At 72.6% G+C, this 19161-nt stretch carries 18 protein-coding genes; 8 read left to right on the top strand and 10 right to left on the bottom strand.

Features of this window, described 5'->3' with window-relative positions:
- Positions 1-89: 89 nt before the first annotated feature.
- Both ACQPW6_RS20400 and ACQPW6_RS20395 read right to left on the bottom strand, forming a co-directional pair.
- Complete coding sequence (locus ACQPW6_RS20400) at positions 90-623, bottom strand: DinB family protein (protein WP_433891091.1); 534 nt, start codon at positions 621-623, stop codon at positions 90-92.
- A gap of 140 nt (positions 624-763) precedes the next feature.
- Entirely contained in the window at positions 764-1492 is a 729-nt protein-coding gene (locus ACQPW6_RS20395; protein ID WP_433891090.1) for a helix-turn-helix domain-containing protein, read from the bottom strand.
- Between the two features lie 63 nt (positions 1493-1555).
- Here ACQPW6_RS20395 and ACQPW6_RS20390 point away from each other — a divergent pair, with 63 nt between their 5' ends.
- Entirely contained in the window at positions 1556-2425 is an 870-nt protein-coding gene (locus tag ACQPW6_RS20390; RefSeq protein WP_433891089.1) for an NAD(P)H-binding protein, read from the top strand.
- 31 nt (positions 2426-2456) lie between these two features.
- On the opposite strand, the gene ACQPW6_RS20385 is transcribed toward ACQPW6_RS20390, so the two are convergent.
- Entirely contained in the window at positions 2457-3029 is a 573-nt protein-coding gene (locus tag ACQPW6_RS20385; protein WP_433891088.1) for a hypothetical protein, read from the bottom strand.
- 207 nt (positions 3030-3236) lie between these two features.
- On the opposite strand from ACQPW6_RS20385, the gene ACQPW6_RS20380 reads away from it, so the two are divergent.
- Positions 3237-4805 carry a LamG-like jellyroll fold domain-containing protein gene (locus ACQPW6_RS20380; protein WP_433891087.1) on the top strand — a complete coding sequence of 523 codons (1569 nt, stop codon included), beginning with the start codon at positions 3237-3239 and terminating at the stop codon, positions 4803-4805.
- Positions 4806-4881: 76 nt separating this feature from the next.
- Here the strand turns inward: ACQPW6_RS20380 and ACQPW6_RS20375 are convergent, their stop codons facing one another.
- Complete coding sequence (locus ACQPW6_RS20375; protein ID WP_433894601.1) at positions 4882-5502, bottom strand: class I SAM-dependent methyltransferase; 621 nt, start codon at positions 5500-5502, stop codon at positions 4882-4884.
- Positions 5503-5592: 90 nt separating this feature from the next.
- Here ACQPW6_RS20375 and ACQPW6_RS20370 point away from each other — a divergent pair, with 90 nt between their 5' ends.
- Positions 5593-6492: an aminoglycoside phosphotransferase family protein gene (locus ACQPW6_RS20370; protein ID WP_433891086.1), complete on the top strand. Its 900-nt coding sequence runs from the start codon at positions 5593-5595 to the stop codon at positions 6490-6492.
- Between the two features lie 195 nt (positions 6493-6687).
- Here the strand turns inward: ACQPW6_RS20370 and ACQPW6_RS20365 are convergent, their stop codons facing one another.
- The gene (locus ACQPW6_RS20365) at positions 6688-7629 is read right to left on the bottom strand and encodes a LysR family transcriptional regulator (protein WP_433891085.1); all 942 of its coding nucleotides are present in this window, start codon (positions 7627-7629) and stop codon (positions 6688-6690) included.
- A 70-nt stretch (positions 7630-7699) separates the two neighbouring features.
- On the opposite strand from ACQPW6_RS20365, the gene ACQPW6_RS20360 reads away from it, so the two are divergent.
- Positions 7700-9010 carry a TDT family transporter gene (locus ACQPW6_RS20360; RefSeq protein ID WP_433891084.1) on the top strand — a complete coding sequence of 437 codons (1311 nt, stop codon included), beginning with the start codon at positions 7700-7702 and terminating at the stop codon, positions 9008-9010.
- Positions 9011-9057: 47 nt separating this feature from the next.
- Here the strand turns inward: ACQPW6_RS20360 and ACQPW6_RS20355 are convergent, their stop codons facing one another.
- A complete protein-coding gene (locus tag ACQPW6_RS20355) occupies positions 9058-9636 on the bottom strand; it encodes a TetR family transcriptional regulator (protein WP_433891083.1) in 579 nt (192 codons plus the stop codon).
- 139 nt (positions 9637-9775) lie between these two features.
- On the opposite strand from ACQPW6_RS20355, the gene ACQPW6_RS20350 reads away from it, so the two are divergent.
- Complete coding sequence (locus tag ACQPW6_RS20350; protein WP_433891082.1) at positions 9776-10693, top strand: SDR family NAD(P)-dependent oxidoreductase; 918 nt, start codon at positions 9776-9778, stop codon at positions 10691-10693.
- A gap of 88 nt (positions 10694-10781) precedes the next feature.
- On the opposite strand, the gene ACQPW6_RS20345 is transcribed toward ACQPW6_RS20350, so the two are convergent.
- On the bottom strand, positions 10782-12986 hold the full coding sequence (locus tag ACQPW6_RS20345; RefSeq protein WP_433891081.1) for an MMPL family transporter: 2205 nt from the start codon (positions 12984-12986) through the stop codon (positions 10782-10784).
- A gap of 216 nt (positions 12987-13202) precedes the next feature.
- Between ACQPW6_RS20345 and ACQPW6_RS20340 the strand changes: the two genes are divergently transcribed.
- From ACQPW6_RS20340 to ACQPW6_RS20330, 3 genes are read left to right on the top strand one after another with little or no spacing between them, the layout of a single operon-like run.
- Positions 13203-13847: a TetR/AcrR family transcriptional regulator gene (locus tag ACQPW6_RS20340; protein WP_433891080.1), complete on the top strand. Its 645-nt coding sequence runs from the start codon at positions 13203-13205 to the stop codon at positions 13845-13847.
- 49 nt (positions 13848-13896) lie between these two features.
- Positions 13897-14535 carry a C39 family peptidase gene (locus tag ACQPW6_RS20335; RefSeq protein WP_433891079.1) on the top strand — a complete coding sequence of 213 codons (639 nt, stop codon included), beginning with the start codon at positions 13897-13899 and terminating at the stop codon, positions 14533-14535.
- A gap of 50 nt (positions 14536-14585) precedes the next feature.
- On the top strand, positions 14586-16025 hold the full coding sequence (locus tag ACQPW6_RS20330; protein ID WP_433891078.1) for an ATP-binding protein: 1440 nt from the start codon (positions 14586-14588) through the stop codon (positions 16023-16025).
- A 9-nt stretch (positions 16026-16034) separates the two neighbouring features.
- Here the strand turns inward: ACQPW6_RS20330 and ACQPW6_RS20325 are convergent, their stop codons facing one another.
- The 3 genes from ACQPW6_RS20325 to ACQPW6_RS20315 all read right to left on the bottom strand — a co-directional run bounded on the left by ACQPW6_RS20325 (position 16035) and on the right by ACQPW6_RS20315 (position 19161).
- Positions 16035-16598 carry a DUF4383 domain-containing protein gene (locus tag ACQPW6_RS20325; protein ID WP_433891077.1) on the bottom strand — a complete coding sequence of 188 codons (564 nt, stop codon included), beginning with the start codon at positions 16596-16598 and terminating at the stop codon, positions 16035-16037.
- A gap of 158 nt (positions 16599-16756) precedes the next feature.
- Positions 16757-17845, bottom strand: a complete 1089-nt coding sequence (locus tag ACQPW6_RS20320; RefSeq protein ID WP_433891076.1) for a hypothetical protein — start codon at positions 17843-17845, stop codon at positions 16757-16759.
- The gene (locus tag ACQPW6_RS20315) at positions 17842-19161 is read right to left on the bottom strand and encodes a ring-opening amidohydrolase (RefSeq protein ID WP_433891075.1); all 1320 of its coding nucleotides are present in this window, start codon (positions 19159-19161) and stop codon (positions 17842-17844) included. The genes ACQPW6_RS20320 and ACQPW6_RS20315 overlap by 4 nt, the downstream gene beginning before the upstream one ends.

The raw sequence follows: 19161 nt of genomic DNA, 5'->3' as shown, positions 1-19161 counted from the left end.
ACCCCTATCCCGGCAAGCAGCACGGCGCGGCCGGTCGATGGCCCGGTGGGCGACCGGCTGGCCCGTGCCGCGTCAGAAGCCTGGGGGCCTCACTCGCCTGTCTCGCCGTCGATGAGTTCGCGGGCGACGTCGAGGTGGCCGAGGTGGCGGGCGTACTCCTGGAGCAGGTGGAAGAGGATCCGTCCGAGCGAGGGCGCTTGGTCTGGCGTCTTGAAGCGGCCCCCGAGGCGCGCCTTGTCGCTCAAGGTGGCAGTCCTGGTATGGCAGTTCGCAGCGGTCACCTCCGCTTGGTACGCGGCCATGACCTGCGTGGTAGAAGTGCCGGCGGGGACCGTCCACTCGTCCGCGTCTCCACCGGGCGGATAGGCGGTGACGTCCTGGGCGCCGAACCCCCATCGCAGCCATCGGCGTTCGACCCAGCCGAGATGCTGGACTAGTCCGAGCGGCGACCAGCCAAGCGGTTCGACAGGCGTGCGGAGCTGGTCGTCGGAGAGTCCGGCGAGCTTTCGCATCAGGGCCTCCCGGTACCACTCCAGGTAGCCGACGAGCAGTTCATGGGCGTCGGACACGTCGACGGCCGGGCCGTCAAGGAGCGCGGGAACCTGTTCCGGCGGCTGCTGCATCCCGTGAACCTAGCGCGAGCGCAGAGCCTGACGCACGACCCTGGCTGAGCCCGCTCGTCGCGCTGCCCGACGCCGCCTACCGCGCCGGGCTGCGGCCACTCGAATACGACATGTAGCCACCCGCCCCGGGGAGTTCGGGGTCACGCCGTGCACGGGCTTGGGGGCGGGCGGCGGCCCGCGGTGAAGGCGGCCGGGGGGACGCCCATGAAGTGGCGGAACTCCGCGGCCATGTGGGACTGGTCGTAGTAGCCGGCCGCCGCGGCGACGGCCGCCCACGCCCACGCGTCGGGCGCCGCGAGCACGGACCGCACGCGCTCGATCCGCGCGAAGTGCTTCGGCGACAGCCCCGTGCCCTCCGTGAACAACGTGTGCAGGCGGCGCTCGCTGATGTGCAGCCGGGCCGCGGTCGCCGCGACCGTCCTGCCGGGCAGCAGGTGAGCGGCCTCCTCCACCAGCGTCCGGGGCTCGGACGGCTCCGGGCGCCCGGCCAGCGCTTCCCCGAGCGCGGCGATCGGATCAGCGGCGAACCGGCCGACGTCCAACCGGCCGACGTCCAGGCGCTCGACGTCCACGTCAGGTAGCTCGCGGAGCGGCACCGCCCGGTCCGCGAGATCCCGCAGCGAACGCCCGAGCAGCGCCCGCGCCCGCCCCGGCCGCATCCGGACCCGCAGGCACGACCGCCCGCCGGCCTCGGAGTGATAAGCAGCCCGGGTGCGCGGGCCCATGACGATCAGCTCACCCGTATCGGTGCGCAGCACGAGCGTGGTGGCGTGATCGGGCACGTCGACCGCCGTCGAACCGGCCGCCGTGGCGACGTCGATCCCGTCCACCCAACGCCGCAGCGCGGGCGGCACGGCGAGAGAGCTCACGCGGCCCACGATAGTGCCGAATCTTCCTATAAGGCGGGGCGAGCGCGATGCGATCGTCACCACATGATTCTTGTTACCGGTGCTACGGGCACCATCGGCAGTCACGTGGCCCGCCAGCTCACGGAGCGGGGCGTCCCGTTTCGCGCGATGTCCCGCCGCGAGCGGCCCGACGGCGTACCCGGGCTCGACGGCGCACCCGGGCCCGACGGTGCGCAACCCGACTGGATCCGCGCCGACTTCGACGACCCCGCCTCCCTCGCCACCGCCCTCACCGACATCGAAACCGTCTTCCTCGTGACCGCGCCCCCCACCCCCACCGCCGCCCACGACCTCGCCCTCCTGACCGCCGCCCGGGCAGCAGGCAGCGTCCGCAGAATCGTCAAGCTGTCCGCGATCGGCACCGGCGAGCAGTTCGACGGGGCGACCGTCGGCGCCTGGCATCACGCCGCCGAGCAGGCGATCGAAGCGAGCGGCCTCGCCTGGACGATGCTCCGCCCGCCGAGCTTCGCCTCGAACGTCCTCTTCTACCGGGCCCTGATCCACGCCGGTGAGCCGATCCCGAACCTGGTCGGCGACGCCCGGCAGGCCATCGTGGACCCGAGGGACGTCGCCGCCGTCGCCGTCGCCGCGCTGACCGGCGACGCGCACGACGGGCAGCGGTACACCGTGACCGGGCCCGAGCTGCTGACGTTCGCCGACCAGGCGGCCGTCCTGGAACGCGTCCTGGAACGCGTCCTGCAACGGCCGGTGAAGGTCGCCGACGCGCCCGGGCCCGACGCGGTGCCGGCCGCAATCGTCACCGAGATCGGCTGGGCGCGGGCCGGCGGCGCCGCCTACGTCACCGACCACGTGCGGCAGGTGCTCGGCCGGCCGGCGGGCACGTTCGAGCAGTGGGTACGCGACCACCGCGAGTCGTTCGCGGCGACGCCGTAACCACCGTCCACCCGGCGAGCGCCGTACCCGGCTACCCCGGCGAGCGCTGCACGAGGTCGAAGACGTCGAACGGCACCGGCCCCCGGTGGAGAACGTGCGGCACGTCGCCGAACGGCAGCGCGGGCTCGTCCGGCCCGAGCGTCCGCAGCCGGTCGAGCGCGCGCACGGTCAGCTCGGAGACGGCGCGGAGAGCGGGGGTGGTCAGCGGGAGGTAGTCGTCCTCGGTGCCGGGGTCGGCGGTGCGGGCGCCCCGCGTGACGCGCATGAGCCGGATGCAGCACCGGCCGGGGTCGAGCCGCGAGGCGTCGAGCGTCCAGAACGGGCCGCCGAACGCGCGCCGGCCGGTGCCGCGGACGGCGTCGAACAGGACCGTCGGATCGAGCGGCGACAGGAACACGACGTCGGACCAGGTGCAGTCCAGGGGCAGTACGCGCTCGTGGAGGCGGTGCTCGCGGCCGGCGTATTTGGCGAGGTGGCGGGCGTGGAGGTCGGGATAACGGCGGCGGAGCATCGTCAGCGGCAGCAGCGCATCGCCGCGCGGGTCGGCGACCGCGGTGTGGAAGAGGGTGCCGCGGGCTTGGCGCGGGGCGGGGTGAGTGGGCATGAAAAAAGCGTCGACTCCGCAGGTGGGAGGTCGACGCGCTGCAATTGATTATACCGGTGGGGGGTTGGCCGGGGCAACCGGATCGATCCCCTCGGCGAGCACCCTGCCTGAAACTGAGCATCAGCGCATGTCGAACTGCCCTTGCGGACAACCACTGCTGCCCCAGGGGCACCTGACCCTATGGCCCGGCTGACCTAGCGTGGCAGGGTGAGCCTCTGGACTTCGCTGGAACCCGCGTCGGCCACGGTCGATCCGGGCAGCACCACCACCGTGCAGCTGCGCCTGCGCAACACCGGTGACGTGGTGGACGAGTACCGCTTCGAACCGGTCGGCGACATCGCCCCCTGGACGACCGTCGAACCGCAGACACTGCGGCTGTTCCCCGGAACCACCGGCGCGGTCGCCCTGACGTTCGCGCCGCCCCGCACACCGGACGCGACCGCCGGGCCGAACCCGTACGCCGTGCGGATCACCCCGACCGAGCACCCCGAGGCGACCACCGTCCCCGAAGGCAACCTCACCATCACCCCGTTCACCGAGATGCGCGCCGAACTCGTCCCGCCCACCGTCAAAGGCCGCTTCCGCGGCCGACCCCGGCTCGCGATCGACAACCTCGGCAACACCAAACTCACCGCCTCCCTGGACGGCAACGACAACGGCGACCAGCTCTCCTACGACATCCGCCCCAGCAGCGTACAAATCGAACCCGGCCGCGCCGTGTTCGTCAAAACCACCCTGCGACCCCGGAAGATCATCTGGTTCGGCACCAAAGAACAACGCCCCTACCGGCTCTCCGTCCTGCGCTCCGGCAGCAAACCCCACCCGGTGGAAGGCACCTACGTCCAACGCGGCTTCCTACCCCGCTGGCTCGCCACCTTCTTCGGCGTCATCGCCGCCCTCGCCCTCACCTTCGTCATGCTCTGGATCGCCCACAAACCCGCCGTGAACTCCGGCGCCACCGAGAAGGTCGTCGAAGCCGGCGCCACCCTCACCCCCACCCCCACGGCGACCCTCGCCCCGCCGCCGCCCAGCACAGGTCCGGCCCAACCGACGCAGCAGCCCACGTCCGGGGCATCGGGCGGCAGCACGCAGAAGCCCGCGGCCCCGCAGCTCCCGAAATCTCCGCAGGCCCCGAAGTCCCCTAAGATCCCGAAGCCGATCGACTACTGGCCGATCAGGCCCGGCGCGCTGGGCGCGGACGAAACCGGTGTCCACCCGGCCGCCGTGTCCAACGTGACCGGCACCGGCGGGCACGGTGGCGCGGGTCTCTTCAACGGCAAGGACAGCCAGCTGACCACGTCGGAGATGGTGGTTCCCACCGGACCCGACAAGAGCTTCACCATCTCGGCCTGGGTGTACCTGAACAGCACCAACGGCTTTGCCACCGCGGTCAGCCAGAACGGGGCGCACGACAGCGGTTTCTACCTCCAGTACTCCCTGGAGGACGGGCGCTGGGCGTTCTCCCGGGTACAGACGGACGGCGGCGATTCCGACAAGACCCACTACCGCGCGCTCTCCCTGGCCCCGCCGGTCCTGCACACCTGGACCCATCTGGTCGGGGTGTTCAACGCGGGCAACGACAACATGACGCTCTACGTCAACGGCGCGCCCCAGGGCACCGCGCAGGACATCGCGCCGTTCGCCACGGGCGGCAAGTTCGTCATCGGGCGGGGCCGGTTCGGCGACGCCGCCGTTGACTGGTTCAACGGGCAGATCAACGAGGTCACGGTGTGGGGCCGGGCGCTGACGGCTGCTCAGGTCAAGTTGCTGCACTGAACGAACGCCGCCGCGTCCGGTTCGCGATGTTTCACGTGAAACACTCCCCCGGCCCGTGCCCCGCCCCCACCCCGCCTCAGGGCCGCCGCGCCCAGAACAGCACGTGCCCGCTGTCCCCCTCCGGGACGAACTCCTCGTGCGTCACGTCCAGTCCGGCCACCTCCAGCCAGCCACGGTTCGTGGCCGCGTCCGCGTGGCTCCACCACATCGTGGCCCCGCCGTCGAGCCAGTTGTCGTCCGTCCCCGTCCAGGCCCGGTGCCCGGTGGTGGCCAGCAGCCAACCTCCCGGGCGCAGCCAGGACGCGATCCGGCCCAGCAGGGCGGGCTGCTCCTCCACCGGAATGTGGATCAGCGCGTAAAGGGAGGTCACGGCGTCGAAACTCGCCTCAGGGAACGTCAGCGTGGTGACGTCCGCCCGGATGAACTCGCCCGCCGGCACGAGCTCTTGGGCCCGCCGCACCTGAACGTCGCTGATGTCGACCCCCGTGACCCGATGCCCCGCCGCGCTCAGCGACCGCGCCAGCGGAATCCCGTTCCCGCACCCCACATCCAGTACGTCGCCGCCGGCCGCCGGAAGACGCCCGAGCAGCTCCTCGATCCAGTCCCCGTACTTCGTCTCAGCGCCGTACGCCCGCTCATACTGCCCGGCCAGCAGGTCATACCCGCGCCGAACCACATCCTTGGGATCCCCATTCATCACACCGCCGGACGCTAACGCCCCCGTCCCCCCGAAGCGATCGCATTTTCCCCGGCGCCGGCGGGCCGGCCCCCAGTAGGGTGACGAGGCATGATCGAATCCCAGACTGAGATCAGCGAGGATCTGGTGCGCGAGCTGCTGCGGGACCAGCATCCGGATCTGGCCGCGCTGCCCATCCGCGAGGTGGTGGGAGGCTGGGGCAATCAGATGTGGCGGCTCGGGGACGAGCTGGCCGTACGGATGCAGCGGATGGACGTCGATCCGGCGGTGCTGCTCAAGGAGCGCCGGTGGCTGCCGACCCTGGCCTCGCGCCTGCCGCTGCCGATCCCGGTGCCCGTGCGGGAGGGGACGCCGTCCGAGCGCTTCCCCAAGATCTGGACCGTCATGTCATGGGTTGAGGGCACGCCGCTCGACCTTGGCTCGATCACCCGCGGCGACCACGCGGCCGACACCCTGGCGGCCTTCCTCACGGCGCTGCACGTGGAGGCGCCCGCCGAAGCGCCGGACAGCCCGGACCGCGGCATCCACCCCAAGGAGTGCACGGGGGGCTTCGAGCACTTCCTGGGTGACCTGGATCTCGGCCACTTCGCCGAGGACGACATTCGGGCCGTGTGGGACGACGCGGCCGCGGCCCCCGGGTGGGAGGGCCCGCGGGTGTGGATCCACGGCGACCTGCACCCCGCCAACGTCGTCGTCGCGGACGGGACGTTGACGGGGGTCGTCGACTTCGGCGACGTCTGCGCCGGTGACCCGGCCTGGGATCTTGCCGCCGCCTGGGTGCTGCTCCCCGAGGGCGGCGCGTCGCGGTTCTTCGACAGCTACGCGCGGGCGGACGACGCGGCGATCCGGCGGGCGCGCGGGCTGGCCGCGATGAAGAGCCTGTTCCTGATGCTGATGGGCCAGAGCGGGGACCGGGGTCTGCCCGGGGGAAAGCCGCACTGGGGACCCGCCGGGCGGGCGGCACTTGAGCGTGTCCTGCGGGGCATCTGACGTCGGCACGGCTCGACGGCCCGGCACCAAGGCCGCGGAACCGGTGCCGATCGGGTTGCCGGGCGCGCGGGGAGCGGGGCGGCGGGCGGCCTGCCGCAGCCACTGCATCGGGGTCAGCCCCGCGCCAGCGGAGCCCGACGTGTGCGTCAGCAGCACCCCCGCACCGGGAGCCCCGGCCCGGCCACCGCCGAAACGCTACGCCCCGGGCGAACCCGCCACCTCCGCCAAGACCCGCGCCGGCCCCGTCAACGGCCGGCCCGCCCTGTACACGCCCCGCAACGTCCGCGAGAGGTCGAGTCCCGCCACCGGGACAGCCACCACCGCGCCGGAGGCGAGCTCCGCTCGGACGGACAGGGAGCTGAGGACCGCCGGTGCCACGCCCTCCGCCACCGCCGTCTTGATCGCGGTCGTCGACGAGACCTCGAGCAGGGGGGCGGCCACGTCCGCCTCGTTCACGCCGGCCGCCCGCAGGGCGCGTTCGAGGGAGAGGCGGGTTCCGGAGCCGGGCTCGCGGGTGACCAGGGAGGTCGCGGCCAGGGCGGCCGGGGTGAGGCGGCGGCGGCCGGTGCGGCGGGCCCACGGGTGGGACGGGTGGACGATCAACGTCAACTCGTCCTGGCCCACCGGGAAAGCGGTGACGCCCGGCGGCACCGTCGGGCCCTCCACGAAACCGATCGCGGCAGCCCCGTCAAGCACAGCCGCCGCGACCTCATCCGAATTGCCCGTCGTCAGCGCGACCGCCACCACCCCCTCCGGCGCGGCGGCGGCCACCGCGCGGAACCGTACGAGCCAGTGCGGCAGCAGATACTCCGCGATCGTCATGCTCGCGGCGACCGCGAGCCGGCTCTCCGCCGTGTGGTGCAACGACGTGATGCCGGCTTCGAGCGCGGTCGCCGCGTCCAGCGCCGTACGGGCCCAGTCCGCGACCAGCGCACCCTGCGCGGTGAGCCGCGAACCCTGCGGGGAACGTTCCAGCAGCGCGACGCCCACCCGCCGCTCCAGATACTGGATCCGCGAACTCGCCGCCGGCTGGCTGATGCCGTGCGCCCGCGCCGCCGCGCCGAGACTGCCCAACCGGGCAACGGAAAGCAGCAGGTCGAACGGTCCGAGGTCGGTCACACGGCTGGCTAGCGGCATAACCCGAGTCTATGACGTCATGCCCGATTGCTCCCTACCGGCACCGGCCGCACCCGGCGAGGGTGGACGCATGACCTCGGCCGCCGTACGCCCGCAGAACCCGGAAACCGCACCGGAAGCCACGCCTGAACAGACGCCCCAACCCCCGGACCGGCGCCCGAGCGAACCCGCCCCCGCCACCCGCCTGCTGCGCGAACTCGACCGGCCCGCCGACCTGTTCAGGCACCTCGGCCCGAACTGGTTCGCCACCGTGATGGGCACCGGCATCGTCGCGAACGCCGCCGCGACCCTCCCCCTGCACACCGGCGGGCTGCGGACCGCCGCCACCGTCGTCTGGGCGGCGGCGGCCCTGCTGCTGGTGGCGCTGACCTGCGCCTGGGCCGTGCACTGGACCCGGCACCGCACGCAGGCCAGGGCGCACGCCGGCCACCCGGTGATGGCGCACTTCTGGGGCGCCCCGGCGATGGCGCTGCTGACGGTGGGCGCGGGCACGCTCACCCTCGGGCAGGACTGGATCGGGACGCGCGCGGCGATCGGCGCCGACGCCGTGCTGTGGACGGCCGGAACGGTGCTCGGCCTGGTCACCAGCGTCTGGATTCCGTACCGCGCGATGACAGGCGCGCTGACCGGAGCGAAGGCCGGGGCCAAGGCGGGCACGGACGCCGGCGCGAAGGCGGGCGACGACCCCGGCGCGAACGACGCCGGGCAAGGTGCCGCGTTCGGCGGCTGGCTCATGCCCGTCGTCCCGCCGATGGTCTCCGCCGCGACCGGCGCGGCCCTCATCCCGCACCTGCCCCCGGGCCAGCCCCGGCTGACGCTGCTCCTCGCCTGCTACGCGATGTTCGGCATCAGCCTCTTCGCCGCCGTTGTGATCATCACGCAGATCTGGGCGCGGCTCATGCGGTACGGGGTCGGCCCCGCCGCGACCGTCCCCACCCTGTGGATCGTGCTCGGGCCGCTCGGGCAGTCGGTGACGGCGGCGAACGCGCTCGGCGCCGTCGCCCATCTCGCGCTGACCGGGACGGACGCGGCACCCTACGCGTCGGCCGCCGAGGCGTTCGGCTTCCTGTACGGCGTCCCCACCTGGGGTTTCGCGATGATGTGGCTCGCGCTCGCGGCAAGCGTGACCGTACGGACCGCCCGGCGCGGGCTGCCGTTCTCGCTGACCTGGTGGAGCTTCACCTTCCCGGTCGGCACGTGCGTGACGGGGACCAGCGCGCTGGCCGTCCACCTCGGCTCGACGCCGCTGCGGGTCGCGGCGGTCGGGCTGTACGTGCTGCTGCTCGGCGCGTGGGCGACGGTCGCCACCCGCACGGCCAGGGGCGCGGCCCGCGGCAGCCTCTTCCTCCCGCCGACGCCGGCTCCCGCCCCGGAGGCGTGACGGCCCACCACAGCCGCTACCGGGGCAGCCATAACCCCGGGCAACCGCTAGCCGGCGATAAGCGCCGCCACCGCCTCCCGCACCACCTCGCGCCGCCGGGCGACATCCGCCGGGCCGAGGCTCGCCTCGAACTCCGGTATGTTCGCGCTCCAGAATCCCGACAGGTGCAGCACCAGCCCGAGCAGTTCCTCCGCGCTGAACCGGTCGGGCAGGATGCCCGCCCGCTGCGCCGCCGCCACCGCCTCGATCTTCATTCCGTTGCTCTCCAGGACGACCGTCAGCATCACGCCCGTGCCCGCTCGCTCCAGCCGGTACCAGGTGGCGAGCCGCTGCACCCACGGCCGGGCCTCGTAGGAGTCGAAGAGCCTGGCCGCGTAGCCGGGGAGGTCGGCCGCGTCGATCGGGACCTCGTCCACCGTCTCCCGGCACATCGCGTCGAAGACGGCGTCGAACAGGCCGTCCTTGCTGCCGAAGTAGTGGTAGATCTGCGCCTTGTTGCTCTGGGCCGCGGCCGCTATCCGGTCCACCCGCGCGCCCGCGATCCCGTACGCGGCGAACTCGTCCGTCGCCGCGCGCAGCAGCCGGCGCCGCGTCGCCTCCGCATCCCTGTTCATCACCGCGTTCATGACGTCGAGCCTACCAACTAACTGGATAGTTGACAAAGGTCGACCCGGGGTGTTCCATGGGACTTACTAATCAACCGGTTAGTCAGGAAGCCCCGGAGTCGCCGGGCGCTCCCGGCCCCGGAACCCGATCGGAGCCACCATGACCTCCCCGGCCTCCCCGAACGTCCCGCAGAGCCCCCTCCCCACCCCCTCCGTCTTCCTGGTCAGCGGCGCCTCCCGCGGCCTCGGCCGGGAGATCGTCCGCGCCGCCGCGGCGGCCGGCCACCAGGTGGTCGCCGGCGTCCGCTCGCCCTCCGCCCTGGACGACCTCGTGGCCGAGTTCGGCGCCGACCGCGTCGCCGTCGTACCGCTCGACGTGACCGACGCCGGCCAGGCGCGGGCCGCCGTGCAGACCGCCGTCGACCGGTTCGGCCGGCTCGACGTGCTGGTCAACAACGCGGGGTACGCCAACATCGCCCCCATCGAGGACGTCGACTTCGACGACTTCAGCGCACAGGTCGACACCAACCTGCTCGGCGTCGTCCGGCTCACCCAGGCGGCGCTGCCGGTGCTGCGGGAGCAGGGTTCCGGGCACATCGTGCAGGTGTCCTCGGTCGGCGGCCGGATGGCCACGCCCGGCCTGGCGGCCTACCAGTCCGCGAAGTGGGCCGTCGGCGGCTTCTCCTCGGTGCTGGCCGCCGAGGTCGCCCCGCTCGGCATCAAGGTGACCGTGCTCGAACCGGGCGGGATGTCGACGGACTGGGCCGGTTCCTCGATGCGCGTCGCGCAGGTGCGGCCGGAGTACGAGCCGACGGTCGGCAGGTCGGCGGCGATGCACAACAGCGGCACCACCTCGGCGAGCGACCCGGTCAAGGTCGCCCGGCTGGTCCTCGATGTCGTCGCACTGGCCGACCCGCCGCTGCGGCTGCTGGTCGGCGCCGACGCCTACACCTACGGCACTGCGACCGGCCGCGCGCTGCTGGCCGAGGACGAGCGGCGCCGGGAACTCAGCGAGTCCACGACGGCGGACGACGCCACCGCCGCCCACCTCGACCCGCTGGGCCACCATGCCGACTGAGGGCCCCGGGCGCCTACACCGCGCCCGGCGCCCCCCGCACCACCGGCGGCCCGTGACCCGGCCGCGGGCCGCTACGCGCCGCGGCCGGTCACTCGCCGCGGCCCGTCGCCGTCAACTCGCGCTCCTCCAGCTGGTGTTCCAGCCGCTGCCCCTCGATGTCCGGGTCGGGGATGTACTTGGCGAACCACTGCGGGTGGTACCAGAGCTTGGAGCGGACGATCGCCATCACCGCCGGCACCAGCGTCAGCCGGACCACGAACGCGTCGAGGAAGACGCCGGCCGCGAAGCTGAAGCCGATCGCCTTGATCGTCGGGTCGTTGGTGAACATGAACGCCACGAAGATGGAGAACATGATCAGCGCCGCCGCGGTGACCACCCGGGCGGACACGCCCGTGCCGCGCTGCACCGAGCGCCGCGCGTCACCGTTCTTCGTGTACTCCTCCTTGATCCGCGAGACCACGAACACCTCGTAGTCGCTGGAGAGTCCGAAGATGATCGCCAGCATGATGATCGGCAGGAAGCTGATCGTCTCCGACGGGGCGATGCCGAACACGTGCTGGCCCCAGCCCCACTGGAAGGTCGCCACCTGCGCGCCGAGGGCCGCCGCCATCGACAGCAGGAAGCCGAGGATCGACTTGATCGGCACCAGGATGGTCCGGAAGGCGAACGTCAGCAGGATGAAGGCGAGTCCGACCACCACGATCAGGAAGATCGGCAGCGCGCTGGAGAGCTTGGACGACACGTCGATGTTGGACGCGGTGGTGCCGCCGACCAGGATGTGCGTCCCGGTGTCGCCCTCGATCGTGGCCCGCTCGTCGCGCAGGGTGTGGACGAGGTCGGCGGTCTTGGTGTCGTTCGGCCCGTACTTGGGGACCAGCCGGATCAGCGAGACGCCGTTCTTGGCGGCCAGCGGGGTGATCTTCTGGACACCCGGCACCTTGGCGAGCGCGGTCGCGATCTGCGCGGTGTCCTTCGGGGAGTCCACGTCCTGGTTGACGATCAGCAGCGCGCCGTTGAAGCCGGCGCCGAAGCCCTCGGTGGTGAGGTCGTACGCCTTGCGCTGGGTGGTGCTCTTGTTCTGCGACGCGGCGCTGGGCAGGCCGAGTTCGATGTCGAACGCGGGGATGGCCAGCACGCCCAGCAGTGCCACGCCGCCGATCAGCACCAGCACCCGGTTGCGCACCACGAACCGCGCCCACCGGGCGCCGAACGGGCTCTCCGGGTCGGCGGCCGACCGCCGGGCGACCCGCTCGGCGCGGGCGCCGAGCCACGGCAGCCGGGTGAAGTGCGCGACCTTGTCGCCGGCGAAGCCGAGCACCGCGGGCAGCAGCGTCAGCGCGATCAGCAGCGCGACGGCGACCGAGGCCGCGGCGGCCAGGCCCATCACGGTCAGGAACGGGATGCCGACCACGGTCAGCCCGCACAGCGCGATGATCACGGTGAGGGCGGCGAAGACGACGGAGCTGCCGGCCGTGCCCATCGCCAGCGGCACGGACTCCTCCGGCGTCATGCCGTTGAGCAGGTTCGTCCGGTGTCTGGAGAGCACGAACAGGCCGTAGTCGATGCCGCACGACAGCCCGAGCATCAGCGCGACGGTGGTCGAGGCGGAGGCGATGGTGATCACCGACGCCACCGCGGTGACACCCATCAGGGTGGTGATCACGCCGATGATCGCGCTCAGGATCGGCATGCCGGCGGCGGCGAACGAGCCGAAGGTGATCATCAGGATGATGAACGCGATCACCAGGCCGATGAGTTCGGGCGCCTCGGAGATCTCCACGTGCCAGCCGGGGAAGACGCTGCCGTTGTACTCGACCTGGACCCCGGCGGCCTGCACCGGCTTCATCGCGTCCTTGAGGGCGTCGAGGTTCTTGTCCTTGACGTCCAGCGGCTCGGCCGTCCACTGCATCTGGCCGAGCGCGATCTGCTGGCTGCCGGAGACGAGCTGGCCGGTGAACGGGTCCACCACGGAGGAGACCTGAGGCACCGACCTGAGCCTGGCGAGCGACTGCTCGATCGCCTTCTTCTTCGCCGGGTCGGTGACCTTCGCGCTGCCGCCGGTGGTGGCGAAGACGATGGTGGTCTGGCCGCCGCTGAAGGCCGGCAGCTTGGCGGACAGCACGTCCGAGGCGTGCTGGGCCTCGGTGCCCGGGATGGTGAAGTCGTCGTTGGTCTTGCCGCCGCTGGCCTGCGCGACGGCGATGGCCGCGACGGCCGCGGCCAGCCACAGCACCAGCACGAGTCGCCGTCGCCTGAACGCGAACCTGGCGAGTCGGTACAGATAGGTGGACATAGGCAGGTCTCTCCACAGCCGGTGCGGGTATCGAGCATCGAACGCCGCTGCCGACGCTAAGCATTCACTAGCCGAAGGTCAAGTGAATCGCTAGCCGATGGACGGTGAGTCGCCAGCCGAGTGATGGGTGAACCCTGTTGGTCGTTCACCGGGTGCCGGACCCGCCACCAGCTTGTATGCTGCGGGACGCGCAGCGACGAAGGAGGGGCGTTTCCCATGCGGATGCCGGGCAAGTGCACGACCGCTCTCGGTGCGGCCACCCGCGGCGCGGGCCGCACCCGTGGCCGGTCGTCCCGCGCCGAGCAGGCCGAGCAGACCCGGCAGCAGATCCTGGAGACCGCCCAGCGGCTGTTCACCGAGCTCGGCTACGGGGCGACGTCGCTCCAGCGGATCGCCGACGAGCTGGGGCTGACCAAGGCGGCGGTCTACTACCACTTCCGGGCCAAGCACGACATCCTGCACGCGGCGATGCTCCCCGGCATCCACCGGATGGCGACGCTGCTCGACGAGGCCGAGGCCATGCGCGGCCGGCGGGCCCGGATCGCCCACGTGGCAGCCGGCTTCGCCGACTTCATGGTGCAGAACCGGCACATCGCGGTGATGGCGTCCACCGACCCCGACGGCGGCCACGAGAAGAAGCCCGCGACGACCGAGGCCGGCATCCTCCACACCCGCGCGCTGTCCCTCTTCTTCGGCGACCACCCCACCGGCGCGGAACGCCTCTCCTACCACGCGGTCGTCTCGATGCCCGACACCCTCCCCGACCTGACCGACCTGACCGACCCCGAACTCCGCGAGGCCCTCTACACCACCATGCTCCGCATCCTGAAAGTCCCACCCCCGCCCCGCGACCCCGCCTGACCGCCCGGCGAGCCGGGCGCCGGGGCCCGCCGGGCAGCAGACTGGCGGGATGACGCCGCCTGCCGTGATCCACCCCGTGCCGTACTACGCCCAGTGGGAGTCCGCCGATCTCGTACCGCGGATCATCGCCGGCGAACTGGACGCCCGGGAGGACCCGCTGTGGCAGAAGTCCGGGGCGGCGAGCGCGGAGGAGTACGCGTTCTGGTCGTGGCGGCTGTGCGGGGTCGCCTGCCTGCGGATGGCGCTCGACCACTGGGGCCAGCCGGTGCCGCCCGCGCTGGCGGTCGCCGAGGAGTGCGTGGCCGCCGGGGCGTACGTGCGGCGCGGTGATCGCGTGGACGGGCTGATCTACGCGCCCTTCGCCGAGTACGTGTCAGCGCGGTGGCCGCTACGGGCCGAGTCCCGACCGGAGTTGCCCGCACCCGAGGTCCGCGAGGCGGTGACCGCGGGCGCCCTGGTGATGCTCTCGGTCCACCCTTCGATCCGCGACCTCCCCCGCACCCCGCCGACCCGCGGCGGCCACCTGGTACTCGCGGTAGGCGTCACGGCCGAGGCGCTGATCATCCACAACCCCTCCGGCTTCCCACCCCACACCCAACGCTTCGCCGAGATCCCCTGGCCGGCCCTCCCCCGCTTCTACGCGGCCCGCGGCATCATCCTGTCTGAGTGGTCGCAGACGGTAAAGTAAGATTCAATCTACGTAAGAATCGATCTACCTTTAGCCGTCGGGAGCCACACGTGGAGTTCCAAGGCCGCGCCAGGGACCTCGCACTGCTGACCGAGCAGTTGCGCGTCGTCACAGAAGGTGATGGCAGCTCTCGCGGGCAAGCCGTGACGGTGATGGGGCGCCGCCGCGTCGGGAAGTCGCGACTCGTCCAGGAGTTCTGCGACCGCTCCGGGGCTCCGTATGTCGTGTTCCAGGCCAGCCGCGGGCGCAACCCGGTCGCCGAGCGGGCCGACTTCACCGCGGCCCTGGCCCAATCGAGCCTGCCGGGCGCGGAGTCGGTCGCCGGTCTCCAGCCGCAGGACTGGAATCAGGCGCTGCGGTCACTGGCATTGGCCGTCCCTGAGCAGACGCCCAGCATCGCGGTCATCGACGAGGTGCCCTGGCTGGTCGAACAGGACCAGGAGTTCGAGGGCGCGCTGCAGACCGTGTGGGACCGCCATCTGTCGGCCAGACCGGTACTCCTTCTCCTCGTCGGCAGTGACATGTCGGTGATGGAGGCCCTGCAGACGTATGGGCGGCCGTTCTTCGGACGAGCGGCGAGGATGGCCGTCCAGCCGTTGCACCTGGCCGATGTGCAGGCCATGACCGGGCTCGACGCGGCAGAGGCCGTCGACGCGCTGCTGATCACCGGCGGGTTCCCGGAGATCGTGCAGTCGTGGCGGCCGGGCATGAGCCGCGGGCAGTTCCTACGGGCGTCAACGGCGAACCCGCTGTCGCCGCTGCTCGCGGCAGGCGAGCTCTCGCTGCTCGGCGAGTTCCCCGAGGCATCACATTCTCGGGCGGTGCTGGAAGCGGTCGGCAGCGGTGAGACGACGTTCGGTGCGATCGCGGCCCGGGCCGGCGGGGCCGGGGCGCTGCCGTCCGGCACGCTGTCCCCCATCCTGACCGCCCTTCAGGCCAAGCGGATCCTCGCCGCCGACCTGCCGCTCGCCGCGAAGCCGGACAGCAAGAACAAGCGGTACCGCATCGCCGACCCGTATCTGCGGTTCTGGCTGGCGCTGCTGAACCGGGCGATCCCGCTCATCGAGCGGGGCCGCGGCGACGTCGCGCTGAAACGCATCGAGCGCTCCTGGCCCAGCTGGCGCGGTCGCGCCGTCGGACCGTTGATCCGGGAGTCCCTGCTGCGCCTGCTGCCCGACGACGAGTGGCCCGACGTCGAGGCGGTCGGCGGCTGGTGGAACCGGCAGAACAAGCCGGAGATCGACCTGGTCGGGGCGGACCGGGAGCCGGTCGCGCGGCAGGTGCACTTCGTCGGCTCGGTCAAGTGGCTGGAGGCGGCGCCCTTCGGACGCCACGAGTACGAGGCCCTCGTCCGCGACGTGCTCGCCGTCCCCGGTGCCGAACCCGGCACGCCGCTGGTCGCGGTCTCCCGTGCCGGGGTGGTCGAGGGGCTGCCGCTCACGGCTCATTGGGGGCCGGAGGACCTGGTGCGGGCCTGGGCGGCGGGGTAGGCCACGGAGTCAGGGGTGGGGGAGTTCGCGGGGCTTCGCCGCGGGTGGGGTGAGGGGCTTGGCGGTGGGGGGTTCGGGGGCGTGGCGGGAGCGCCAGTAGGGGTTGTCGTAGGGGAGGCGGCCGCTTACCCGGCCGTACATTCCGAAGGTCATCAGCAGCAGGCCGACGATGAAGCTGAACAGCACGTTCTGCATCTTGAACGCCAGGAAGTTGTTGCTGGTGTCGAGCAGGGCCAGGTTCACGAAACCGCTCAGGATGAACGCCAGGCCGATGACCATGTTCAGGGTCGAGGCGAGGTTGCCGCCGACCACCGCTCCGACCAGGAGCAGCGCGCCGATCACGATGGAGATGGTGCTCAGCGCGCCGTTGGTGTTCAGGCCCGCGACGCTGTCACCGCCGGTGTTGAAGAAGCCGATCTTGTTGATCAGGCCCAGGATGCCGAAGACCACCAGGAACAGGCCGAAGAGGCCGGCTCCGAAGCGGTAGACGCGGCTGAGCCTGTGGTCCACCGGCAGGTGCTCGTCGAGCCGTACGTGGCGGTGGTGCGAACGGGTCGCGTGAATGGCGGCCATCGGCTTCTCCTCCCGTACGGGGTCGCCTCCGGCGCGGACGCTGCCCCGTCTCGTTCGGGTCCGGCCGCCTTTGCGGGCGGGATGCCGGATACGACCAGTTTAGAGCCGGTCGGCGCCGGCCCGCAGTCCGGAACATCCGGTTTCCCGCCCGGCGGGCGTCAGGCGATGCCCAGGCGGCGCATGGTCAGGCAGGCCAGCGCCACATCGCAGGCCGCCACGCCCTGCACGACGGCGAGAATGCGCTCGTCGGGGGCAGTGCGGCCGGGCATGGTGCCGGCCGCGACGGCCGGCAGCGAACCGGTCAGCCGGGACAGCACGGTCTCGGCCGGCAGCCCCGCGGCGAGCCAGCCCGCCACCGAGCCGATCTCCCGCGCGTACCCGAGGTCGTCGACGAAGAACCGCTCCACGCCGCTCCCCTCACCGGCCCCGCCGCCCGAGCCTGCCCCGCTGCCCGGGCCCAGCAGCACTGCCCCGGCAGCCGGGCCGGTCGCGGAGGCCGGGCCGGTCGCGGAGGCCGGGCCGCCCGCGGGCGCCGCGCCGAGCGGCACCGCCGTCCCCGTCAGGATCTCGGGGGCTATCTCCGGGCCGCCGCCCAGCGCGATCAGGGTCACACCGGGGGACAGATGGTGCGGATGGATGATCGGCAGGCGGGACGAGGTGATCGCCACGATGAGGTCGGAGCCGGGGGCGGCGGCGTTCAGGTCGGTGCCCGTGCTGAACCGGACACCGGGCAGGGCGTGCGCGGCGGCGAACTCCTCCGCCGAGGCGGCGGCCCGCGTCACCACCCGGATCTCGTCGAGGCCGAACACCTCGGCGAACGCGGCCGGCACGAACGCGGCGATCCGCCCCGCGCCGACCAGCGTGAGCACCCGGCTGCCGGGCCTGGCCAGCAGCCGAGCGGCCACCGCCGCCGAGGCGGCCGTACGCAGCCGGTGCAGCCAGGTCTCCTCGACCGCGACGAGCGGGCGGCCGGAGGCCGTCTCCAGCACCAGGCACCAGCTGTTGCGCCCCTCCGTGTGCCGCGGGGTGATCCGCACCCCGGCCACCCCGTAGCGGTCGAGCAGCGCGCCCTTCAGGCCGAAGCCCTCGGCGCCCTCGCCGAGCCGGGTGATGGTCGGGCTGGACAGCGCGAGCCGGGCCGCGCCGAAGTCGGCGTAGGTCCGTTCGACGACATCGAGCGCGTCGGCGACGGTGATCACCGAGCGGACGGCGGCGTCACTGACCATGGGCAGCGTCGGCAGGCTCATACGGCGCCACCCGCCGACCCGGCAACCGCCGATCCGACGACCTCCGTTCCGACGACCGGCGACCCAACTGCCGCCGGTCCGGGGCCCGCCGGTCCGACGATCGCCACGCACAGGCCGCCGCCGTCGGGCGCCTGGTGGACGGAGTTGGCCGAGATGAACATCCGCCCGGTGCCGAGCACCGCGCCCGCGACCCCGCTCATCACCGCCCTGGTGTGCTTGTCCGGGTCAAGATGGCTGGTCAGTACGGTGGTTCTGGCGCCGCGCAGCGTTCCGTCCTGCCGGTAGCCGGACTTGATAAGCAGCGCGGCGACCCGCTCCGGCTCGCGCACCGACCCCTCCGGCGTCAACTCGGCCCCGGCGGCGGCGAGTACGCGGCGGATGCCCGGCGCGTCGAGGACGTCGTCCAGCAGTCCCGAGGCGATCCGCAGGTCGCCGCCCGCGCCGGGGCGGTTGCCGAGCACCAGCACCTCGACCCGGGCGGCCTCAGTGCTGGAGAAGACCATCGTGCGGCGGGAGTACAGCGCCAGGTCCCGGCCGAACGCGGCCGGCACGACGTCGGCCCGGTCCACCTCGCCGAGCGCGAGCGCCGCGCCGAGCGCCCCGACCGCCTTCGCCTCGGCCGAGGTGACCCGGATCGGCTCGTCGGTCGCGGTCAGCGGGGTCTTGACGACGGCGAGCGCCACGTCGGCCGGGGTCAGGCCCGCGTCGGCGACGGCCTCGGCGACGGCGCGCTCCGCCAGCTCGACGTGCTGCGCCGAGCCGACCTCCGAGCCGCGGATCGTCCGGCTGCGCCCGACACCCAGGGCCAGCGTGCCCGTTGGCCTCGCGGACGCGGAACCGCCCGTCGACGCGGACCGGCCCGTGGACGGCGACCCGCCGGTGGCCCCGAACCCGCCGGACCCCCCGGTGTCCCCAGGCCCGGACCCGGCCCCGAACCCACCCGCGGCCCCAGGCCCGCCCGTGCCTGGCGCACCACCACCCGGCGCAGCGCCGCCCGTCCCCGGCCCACCCCCACCCGGCGGCTCCGCCTCCTCCACGATCAGATACCCGAACGGCGTCATCGCCCCCTCCGACCCCGTCGAGTGCAGGAACACCGACCGTTCCAGCAGCGCCTCGCCCCCGTGCGCGAGCACCACCTCCCGCGCCCGCCAGGACGCCAGCTCGCGCGAGAAATCGTTCACGTCCGCGCTGCCCTCGGTCTTCACCAGCAGGGCGAGCCGCCGTATCCGGGCTGGATCGTGGCCGCCGAGCCGGGCCGCCAGGCCGTCGGTGTCGCCGGGCCCTGCCGTGTCGAAGGAGTCGATCCTCACTGCCAT

This window comes from Streptomyces sp. CA-111067 (assembly GCF_050956065.1).
In the GTDB taxonomy this organism is placed as follows: Bacteria; Actinomycetota; Actinomycetes; order Streptomycetales; family Streptomycetaceae; genus Actinacidiphila.
This window is presented reverse-complemented; position numbering and strand designations above follow the sequence as displayed.